At 70.7% G+C, this 8,925-nt stretch carries 8 protein-coding genes; 4 read left to right on the forward strand and 4 right to left on the reverse strand.

The genetic code is table 11. The features are described 5' to 3' along the window. Positions 1 to 85: 85 nt before the first annotated feature. Positions 86 to 304 (reverse strand): type A2 lantipeptide, encoded by a 219-nt coding sequence (locus ACFXB5_RS05120; protein WP_385202518.1) that lies wholly within the window; start codon positions 302 to 304, stop codon positions 86 to 88. A gap of 461 nt (positions 305 to 765) precedes the next feature. Next, complete coding sequence (locus ACFXB5_RS05125; protein ID WP_385202541.1) at positions 766 to 1,731, reverse strand: glutathione S-transferase family protein; 966 nt, start codon at positions 1,729 to 1,731, stop codon at positions 766 to 768. A 276-nt stretch (positions 1,732 to 2,007) separates the two neighbouring features. Here ACFXB5_RS05125 and ACFXB5_RS05130 point away from each other — a divergent pair, with 276 nt between their 5' ends. Beyond that, entirely contained in the window at positions 2,008 to 2,991 is a 984-nt protein-coding gene (locus tag ACFXB5_RS05130) for a DMT family transporter (RefSeq protein ID WP_385202520.1), read from the forward strand. A 179-nt stretch (positions 2,992 to 3,170) separates the two neighbouring features. On the opposite strand, the gene ACFXB5_RS05135 is transcribed toward ACFXB5_RS05130, so the two are convergent. Continuing rightward, a complete protein-coding gene (locus ACFXB5_RS05135; protein ID WP_385202523.1) occupies positions 3,171 to 4,790 on the reverse strand; it encodes a helix-turn-helix domain-containing protein in 1,620 nt (539 codons plus the stop codon). 174 nt (positions 4,791 to 4,964) lie between these two features. Here ACFXB5_RS05135 and ACFXB5_RS05140 point away from each other — a divergent pair, with 174 nt between their 5' ends. Continuing rightward, positions 4,965 to 5,450, forward strand: coding sequence for a hypothetical protein (locus ACFXB5_RS05140; RefSeq protein WP_385202525.1), 486 nt, complete (start codon positions 4,965 to 4,967; stop codon positions 5,448 to 5,450). 64 nt (positions 5,451 to 5,514) lie between these two features. On the opposite strand, the gene ACFXB5_RS05145 is transcribed toward ACFXB5_RS05140, so the two are convergent. Then, positions 5,515 to 6,123 carry a TetR/AcrR family transcriptional regulator gene (locus tag ACFXB5_RS05145; protein WP_385202528.1) on the reverse strand — a complete coding sequence of 203 codons (609 nt, stop codon included), beginning with the start codon at positions 6,121 to 6,123 and terminating at the stop codon, positions 5,515 to 5,517. 174 nt (positions 6,124 to 6,297) lie between these two features. Between ACFXB5_RS05145 and ACFXB5_RS05150 the strand changes: the two genes are divergently transcribed. After that, positions 6,298 to 7,521, forward strand: coding sequence for a cytochrome P450 (locus tag ACFXB5_RS05150; protein WP_385202531.1), 1,224 nt, complete (start codon positions 6,298 to 6,300; stop codon positions 7,519 to 7,521). A gap of 131 nt (positions 7,522 to 7,652) precedes the next feature. Next, positions 7,653 to 8,795, forward strand: a complete 1,143-nt coding sequence (locus ACFXB5_RS05155; protein WP_385202534.1) for an amidase domain-containing protein — start codon at positions 7,653 to 7,655, stop codon at positions 8,793 to 8,795. Positions 8,796 to 8,925: the final 130 nt, after the last annotated feature.

Below are 8,925 nucleotides of genomic sequence, written 5' to 3' on the forward strand. Positions count from 1 at the left end.
AGGGAGTGATCGAAAAGGGCGGCGTGGACCGCCGAGTGCCCCGGACCAGGCAGGCCCGGGGCACAGGGAAGGCGGTCTGTCAGCCTCAGAGGCTGCCGACGACCCCACCGACGATGCCGGTGGTGTTCAGGCCGGTGACACCGTCAACCGTGCCGGTGACGGTGCCGAGGGCGCCGGTCACCGGGCCGGTGACGGAGTCGACGGTGCCGAGGACGTCGCCCACGGGGTTGCCGATGCCACCGGCCACGTTGTCCAGCTCGGCGTCGGAGATCTCCTGGGTCGTGACCTTGGGCGCGTTGTTCATTGTTGCGTCTCCCTTGGGTGACTGTCTCGTTGAGCTTGCAAGCAGCGCTTGGGGGCCGAGGGGAATCGGCTCCCGCGGCATGGTCACGGGGCTCCGGAGGAACCGGGGATCCGTGGATGCCGAGCGCGGAATGGGATGTAACCACGGGGCTCGCCACGCTGCGAATCAGCCAAGTCCGGAACCGGGCATTCCGCCACTTTCCGATTACACGACCGGCACAAGTGCGCACCTCATGGGCGCCAATCCCTCACAGAAAGGTCACCGAGCTCACCCGGCATCGTGTCCCTTGTGCGAGGTGACGTGCGTCATGTCGGGCCTGGCCGCCACGGCCGGGGCCGAGGTGGCGCCCGAGCCGGGGCGCACACATGGCATGTGTGTAACAGGTGTGCCGATCACTTGAAGACCGGGCGAACGAAGCGACATGCGGCGCCAGGCGGCACGGGAATGCGACATGTGCGACTTCAAGCCACCCGGCCCTCCTCCGGCACCACCTCGCCGTCCGGCACCGGCCCGGGTGCGGTGCCGTCGCCGAACGGGCGCCCACCCAGCTCCTCGCGGTGATGCGGCGTCAGCCATCCGGAGAGGTCGGGGCCGAGCGGAACGATGCGGCGGGGGTTGATGTTGGTGTGCACCTGGTAGTAGTGGCGCTTGATGTGGTCGAAGTCGACGGTGTCCCCGAAACCCGGCGTCTGGAAGAGATCACGGACATACCCCCACAGCACCGGGTCCTCGCTGAGTTTGTTGCGATTGCACTTGAAGTGGCCGTGGTACACGGCGTCGAACCGGACCAGCGTGGTGAACAGCCGGATATCGGCCTCGGTGATGGTGTCGCCGACCAGATAGCGCCGCGTGGCCAGCCGCTCGGACAGCTCGTCGAGGCGGGCGAAGAGCCGCCGGTACGCGTCGTCGTGACTGTGCTGGTGCTCGGCGAAGCCCGCGCGGTACACACCGTTGTTCACATCGCGGTAGATGTCCTCCGCCACGTCGTCGATCTCGTCGCGGTGCTCCTCGGGGTACAGATCCGGGGCGCCCTCACGGTGGAGGGCGGTCCACTCGGTGGCGAGGTCCAGGGTGATCCGGTGGTAGTCGTTGGTGACCAACTGGCCACTGGGGACGTCCACCACCGCGGGCACGCTCACCCCGCCCGGATATCCGGTCTCGCGGGCGTCGTACGCCTCGCTGAGGAACCCGATGCCCAACACCGGGTCCCGGTCCCCCGGGTCCAGGGTGAAGCGCCAGCTGCGCTCGTCCTGGATGGGATCGGTGATGGCCAGCGACAGGGTCGGCTCCAGGCCGAGCAGCCGCCGTGAGACCAGCGCACGGCTCGCCCAGGGGCAGGCCCGGCTGACCACCAGCCGATAGCGCCCGGCCTCCACCGGCCAGCCGTCCCGGCCGTCGGCGGTGATCCGGTCGGCGAAGTGCGGCATGGAGCGGCGAAACTCCTTGCGCTCGCGGGGTGTCTCCTGGTCAGCGGTGTTCAACGGGACCACCTACCACCTTCCGAAGCGGGAACCGTCGTGGACGGTCCGGATCACGGGTCGGCTGCCGGGGCTCCGGTGCCACGGGTGACACCTACCCAGTTCCACATCTCGGGAAGGGGTATTCCTCACGGAACGGACAGAGTGGCGATACGGAACGCGTGGCGCCGGGGCGGCGCACCAGCGTTCAAGACCGGGGGCGAGGCCACGGGCCAGGGTCGGGGCATGCCTGAAGACAAGGGATGGAAGAGCCCGTACCTCCTGCTCACGGTCACCATGCTGCTGTGGGGCAGCGCCTTCTCCAGCTCCAAGTCGGTGGTGGCCCAGCTGCCGCACACCGTGGCGGCGCTGCTGCGCTTCGGTGGCGGGGCGGTCGCCCTGCTGGCGGCGGTGGCGGTCTTCGGCAAACCGGCGGCCACCCCGGCTTCCGCGGCTTCCCCGGCCTCCGCGCGTGGCGGCGGGCGGCGCGCGGCGCTCGCGGGCGTCCTGGGGGTCTTCGCCTACAACGGCTTCTTCTTCTGGGGGCTGTCGCTGGCGCCCTCGCTCGACGCGGGCATCGTCATCCCCGTCCTCAGCCCGGTCCTGACCAGCGCCTTCCTCCTGGTCACCGGCCGTGAACGGGCCTCCGGGGGGCGGCTGGCGGGGCTCGCCCTCGGGCTCGCCGGGGCGGTGGTGTTCTTCTTCGGCGCGGGCGGCAGCGCACACGGCGGCACCACCCGGCTCTCGGGCGATCTGCTGTATCTGCTCAGTGCGGTGTGCTGGGCCGCGTACACCCTCATCGGGCCCCGAGTGCTGGCCGGGATCGACCCGCTGCGCGCCACGACGTACGCGACGTGTGCGGGGGCGGTGCTGCTGGGGGCGCTCGCCGCGCCCGACCTCGGCGAGGTGCACTGGGACGGGCTGCCGGCCGGCCTCTGGCTGAACGTGGTGTTCCTCGCCATCGGCCCGGCCGCCGTGGCCAATCTCCTGTACTACCGGGGAGTGGGTGCGGTGGGCCCGGCGTCCGCGTCCTTGATGATGTTCATGGTCCCGGTGGTCAACACCGTGTGCTCCATGGTCTTCCTGGGCGAGTCCTTCGGCGGTCTCCAGGCCCTGGGCGCCCTGGTGCTGCTGTCGGGTGCGGTGCTCGCCGTCACTCGGGGACGTGTACCGGCACGTCCCCGAGCGCGCACCGCGCCCACCGCGGGAAAGAAGCCCTCGGAGCTGTGAGCACCGTACGGCGCCGGTCTGCATCACTCCCCTCGTGGTGATACAGACCGCCCGCCACGCTGGGAGGCGGGGCTTCGTTTCCCGCGCGGTGCGGCAAGAGTGACGCTAAAGCCGATCATGCGGGCGGGCAACGGTGCACGGTGCGCATCGCCCGCCCGCGACATGTGCACGGTGCGCAGTCAGTCCGCCGGGTGGAGCCCGGTGATGTGCAGGGCGTGCACCAGGTCGTGAATCCCGGAGCCGGTGGTGAGCAGATCCCGGCTGAGCAGGTGTTCGGCGGCCCGCAGATGGGCCCTGACGGTGTTCCGGCTGAGACCGACTTGGCGGGCGGTCCGCTGGGCGTCGGTGTTCGCGTCGATCCAGGCGCTCAGGGTGGTGTGCAGATCGCGGCCACGGGTGTCCTGGAGCGGACGGAGGAACTCCCGCGCCCAGGCGTGGGCGGGCTCGGTGCGGAACAACTCGTCCAGGGTGGGCACCGGCCGCCCGCCCTGGGCCCCGAAGCCACCTGTAGAGCCGAAGCCACCTGTGGAGCCGAAGCCGTCCTCGGGGCCGAAGCCGCCGTCCGGCTGCCCTCCGGTCAGACAGAAGGCCAGGTCGAGGGCGGCCCGGGTGCGTACGTCGCCCAGGTCCAGGCCGAGGGTGGCCTCCACCCGGCTGAGGTGGTGGGACACGGTGTTGCGGCTGATGTCCAGCAGCCGGGCCACCGCCGACCGGGGGAAGGTGACGGCGAGCCGGGTGATGTCCAGGGTGGCTCTCGGGGTGGAGCCCAGTGGCCGCAGCAGGGCGCGGGCCCAGGTGCCCGCCTCCGTGTGGGGCAGCAGGGGCACCAGCGGTGTCCGGCCGAGGTAGGCGGCCATCCGCTCGGGCGTATGGCGCGCCGCGGCCAGGGCGTGCAGGGCCTGCCCGTACGCCTCGGCCGTGGCGTCGAGCGGATACGGGCTGCTGATGCCCAGCGCGTAGAGCGAGTTCTCCCGCACCAGACGGCGCAGCACCGTGCCCTGGCCGTGGGCCGCCTCGGGGTCGTCGGCGAAGTCGCGGGGGTCGGTGTCGGGCTCGTCGGCGAACCGGCCACCGGTCTCGTCGTCGGATCCGTCGGCGGACCCGTCCGCGACCAGGCAGATGAGGTGTTCCTTGAAGGCCGGGCAGTGCACCATCAGGCCCGTGCCGTGATAGCCCGAGCCGTCCTGATAGGTCTGCGCCAGCCGGTCCCGGTCCTCCGGCGGGCAGTGCAGCAGATAGACGCGCAGCCGTGCGGCGTCCAGCAGCGAGGGGACGGCGCCGGTGGTCATCCGGCGGGCCAGGGTGAGATCTCCCGCCAGCAGGGCGCTGAAGACGGCGAACCGCAGCTGCCGCGCCTTGTGCTGATAGCCGCGGAAGGTGGTGTCCGCGTCCTGCGCGCGGTCCAGGAGCGCGATGAGACTCCCGGCGTGCGAGACCAGCGACGCCGCTTCGCGGGTGGGCGCCGAGGTGCCCGCCACCACCAGCACGGGCCGTGGCGCGTGCGGGCCGAGGGCCTCCAGTCGCACCTGAAGGGCGCCGCTCTCGGTGGCCGCCGCGGCCATCTGCCCGCCGGACAGCCGTGCCAGCGTCGGTTCGAGCGAGGGCAGGATCTGCCGCGGGAAGCGCGCGGTGGAGGTCTCGACCGCGCCCGCGCCGCCGACCAGCGCGACATCGGCGTCGATCTGCCGGCCCAGCCAGTCGAGTACCGGCCGCGGATCCGCCCCGGCCCCCCGGCTCATCTGTCGCCGCACCTCGTGCAGCAACTCGTCCAGCCGCCCGGTGTGGGCCCGTGCCTCCACAGCCGTACTCCCCCCGCCGCGTCATCCCGCGCGGGCCGATCGGCGATCCGCGCTCCGACGTACTTTATTGACCGGTACACGGGGTCTCGGACAGTGCCGTACGCATCAGGCCGGTTCCGCGGGGCGGCGGCCTGTTAGGTTGACGTGCTCAGTTGTACGGGGAAAGGAATTCACGTGCGCAAGACAGTGCACATGGCGGTCACTTCGGTCATTGTCGGCCTTGTCATCAGCGGTTGCGGAGGCGGCGACGATGGGAAGAAGGAATCGAAGCCGAGCGGCGGAGCCACCAAGGCCACTCAGGCCGCCCAGCAGTCGCCGAGCTCCGGCCCGTCGGCCCGGGGCACGATCATGGAGCGTTCGGCGGGCTCCTGGAAGTCCATCGTGGCGGCGAAGTCCGCCGACGACCTGGAGACCCTCACCGTCGCGGACGGCAAGGTCACGGCGAAGGGCCCGAAGCTCGACTGCACCGGCACGCTCAAGCCCGGCCAGAAGGGCGGCGCGGACGAGCCCTCCCTGACCCTGTCGTGCAAGGGCGGCAGCGACGGAGGGCGGGGCCAGGGCACCGTCGGCATGAAGGGCGACGACGCTCTGGCGATCAACTGGAAGGGCCCGGAGGGCGGCTTCGGCGGCCCCGTCGACAGCTTCCGCAGGGCGGGCTGACCCTCAGGACGCATCAGGTTCAGCCGCTTGACGAAGCACCACACCGAACGGATCTGGACCGGCTTCAGGCCACCGAGCGGAACAGGCCCTCCAGCGCCATCGCCACCTGGTCGGTGGAGAGCGGGTCGTCGACACCGCCCGCCGCGTAGATGCCCCGGTCCAGTTTGATGCCGCGCGTCATCGCGCCGAGCAGCGCGGCCAGTTCGGTGCCCCGCAGGGCGGGCTGGTGACCGGCCCGGTCGAACAGCCCGTCCAGCATGGTGCCGATGCGGCGGCTGAACCGCTTCTCGTGATCCACCAGCGCGACGGCGGCATCGCCGTCCCGGAGCGCCATCAGCCGGAATTCCAGGTGGATGAAGACCCAGCGGGCGTCCAGATGCTCGCCGTTGAAGATCTCGGCGAAGGTCCGGGCGAGCTGGGGGGCCAGGTCCCGCTCGGTGTCCATCTCGTCGATCCGCTCCCCGATGTAGTCGGCGGTGCGGTCGCTGTGCCGCCGGAAGACATCGAGGAAGAGCTTCAGCTTGCTGTCGTAGTTGGAGTAGAAGGCGCCGGTGGTCCTGCCCGAGCACTGGCAGATGTAGCCGATCGACGCCCCGTGGAAGCCGCGTTCGGCGAACGCCCGCTCCGCCCCGACGATCAGCGCTTCCACGGTCTTTGACCGCTGCGGCGGCATCGGTGTGCCCCTCTCCCCCAACTGTTCGGAAACCTGGCCAGATCCGTACGGTAGCCGATCAGTCCCCCTGTTCAGTAGGGAACCCTATCGGTAGCGTTCCCTATCGAAGACCGCGGCCGACGGCTCCGGGACGTTCGCCCCGGGGCAGTTCGAGGATCACGAAGGAGACCCATCGTGAACGCTCCGATGCCCACGACCCATGACGACCTGCGAGATCTCCACGACCTCCCTTCGTATCCGAAAGAGCGGGACGACTACATCAATCCGGCACGCGCACTGCTCACCGGGCCGCCGATCAGCCCCCTGAGGTTCGCGGGCGGCAGCACCGGCTGGCTGGTGACCGGGTATCACGAGGCGCGGGAGGTGCTGCGGGACGCCCGGTTCAGCGCCGAGCGCTGGCGTGGCGACGACGCGATGCGGCCGGTCCCCGAGTCGGTCCGCAGGGACCGGAGCAGCGGGGCGGGGTCGTTCCTGGCCATGGACGCGCCGGAGCACGGCCACTACCGGGGCCAGCTCACGCGGTACTTCACGGTGCGTCGGATGCGGGAGCTGGAGGCCCGCATCGAGGACATCGTGGCCGACCAGCTGGACGCGTTGGAGGCGGCGGGCAAACCGGCCGACCTGGTGCGGCACTTCGCCATGCCCATCCCCTCACTGGTGATCTGCGAGATGCTCGGTGTGCCGTACGAGGATCGGGAGCTCTTCCAGTCCGTCGCCGCGCGGCTGCTCCGCCAGGACCGCACCGATGCGGAGTTCGTCGCCGGGAAGACCGAGCTCGACACCTTCCTGCGCACCCTGGTCGAGGCCAAGCGCAAGGATCCGCGGGACGATCTGATCTCCCTGCTGACCGCCGTCGACGAGCTCAACGACGAGGAGATCGGTGGCATCGCGGGGCTGTTGCTGATCGCCGGTCACGAGACCACCACCAACATGCTCAGCCTCGGCACCTTCGCCCTGCTGCGCGAGCCCGAGCAGCTGGAGCGGCTGCGGGCCGACGAGTCGCTCCTGCCCCAGGCCGTCGAGGAGCTGCTGCGCTACCTGAGCATCGTCAACGCCTTCCCCGTCCGTATCGCGCTGGAGGACGTCGTCGTCGGCGGTGTCACCGTCGCGGCGGGCCAGTCCGTGGCCGTCTCGGTCCCGGCGGCGAACCGGGACCCGGCGCTGGTGGACGACCCGGACAGGCTCGACGTAGGGCGTCCCCGCAGCAGCCACCTCGCCTTCGGCTACGGCATCCATCAGTGTCTGGGACAGCATCTGGCCAGGATCGAGCTGGTGGCGGGCTACCGCGGACTGCTCCGCCGGTTCCCGGGGCTGCGGCTCGCCGTGCCCCCGGAGGAGGTCCGGATGCGCAGCGACATGATCATCTACGGAGCCCACGAACTGCCCGTCACCTGGTGACGGCGCCGGGCCGGACCGGGCCCGGCCTCCGCACACCCGAAATCATCACATGAGCTCCACGGACGCGGAGTTCATGTGATGATTCGGTGACCCCGGCCCGTCCGGTCCGGGAGTGTGGAGGGGAAAATCACGTGAAGTCAACGACCTTCAGATCCGCCGTGGGGGCCGTGCTGACGGCGGCCCTGTCCGCCGTGGTCCTGCCCGCCTCCGCCGCGAGCGCGGCGGAGAGCCCGGCGGCGGTCGGCACCGTGGACACCGCGACCGCGCGGTCCTTCGGACGGCTGGCCGACGCGGTGCTGACCCAGCGCACGGCGGCTCTGCTGGACAACAACAAGGCCTCGGTGCGGCGCGCGGCCCCGCTCGCCGAGAAGAACGTCCGCCTGTCGGCCGGGCAGACCAGGACCGAGGACACCGCGCTGTCCACGCTGCACACCCGCAAGGCTCGGCTCGCGGCCCTGGGCGAGGCGTACACCTCCGCCGACACCCGGGTGGCGGTGGACCGGATACGGGTCGAGGCCGGGCACGCCACGGTCCAGGCCACCGAGACCACGACGCTGGCCTACAAGAAGATACGCGGCGACGAGCCCGCGACCACCGGCTTCCAGGCACACCACCGGCTGAGCTTCGCCGCCACCGCGGACGGGAAGTGGCAGCTGACCGGCCTCACCTCGACCGACGACGGCCCGCTGGCGGTCAACGAACCCGCCACGGCGCGGGTGGCGACGGCCCGGACGACGGCCCTGCCCGAGGCGACGCCCGCCGCCATCTCCAAGCCGTCCCAGCCGCAGACGAAGCCCGCCGGAAGCTACAACTACGCGGCGATGGCCTCGTACGCGGAGAAGTACTGGCAGAACTACAACCCCGCCTACCGGAAGTTCAACGAGGCCGGTGGGGACTGCACCAACTTCGTGAGCCAGGCCCTGAAGGCGGGCGGCTGGGCCAACAAGTCCGGCGACGCCGAGGACTACCGCAGCTGGTGGTACGACACCTCGTACCAGTCGACGTCCTGGGTGGGCACCAACGAGTGGTCCTGGTTCACCCTGGACGCCAAGCGGGCCACCAACCTGGCGAACGTCTACTACATGGGCGTCGGTGACGTCATGCAGATGGACTTCGACAAGGACGGGTCCAAGGACCACACCATGATCGTCACCTACCGGAGCTCCAGCGGTGTGCCGTACATGACCTACCACTCGGTGAACACCTACCGGAAGTCCGTGGCGAGCATCATCGCCTCGTACCCGAACTCGCTCTACTACGCCTACCGCACCTGAGGCACCAGCACGCACCCGTGTCTCCCCGTGACAGTGGACCCCCCCCCCCCCCCGCGGGGGTTAAACCCGGTATAACCGGGTGCCGGGGGGGGGGGGGGCGCGGGGGGGGCGCGGCCCCCCCTCAGTGTTG

Origin of the sequence: Streptomyces sp. NPDC059455 (assembly GCF_042750115.1) — a bacterium.
In the GTDB taxonomy this organism is placed as follows: domain Bacteria; phylum Actinomycetota; class Actinomycetes; order Streptomycetales; family Streptomycetaceae; genus Streptomyces; species Streptomyces endocoffeicus.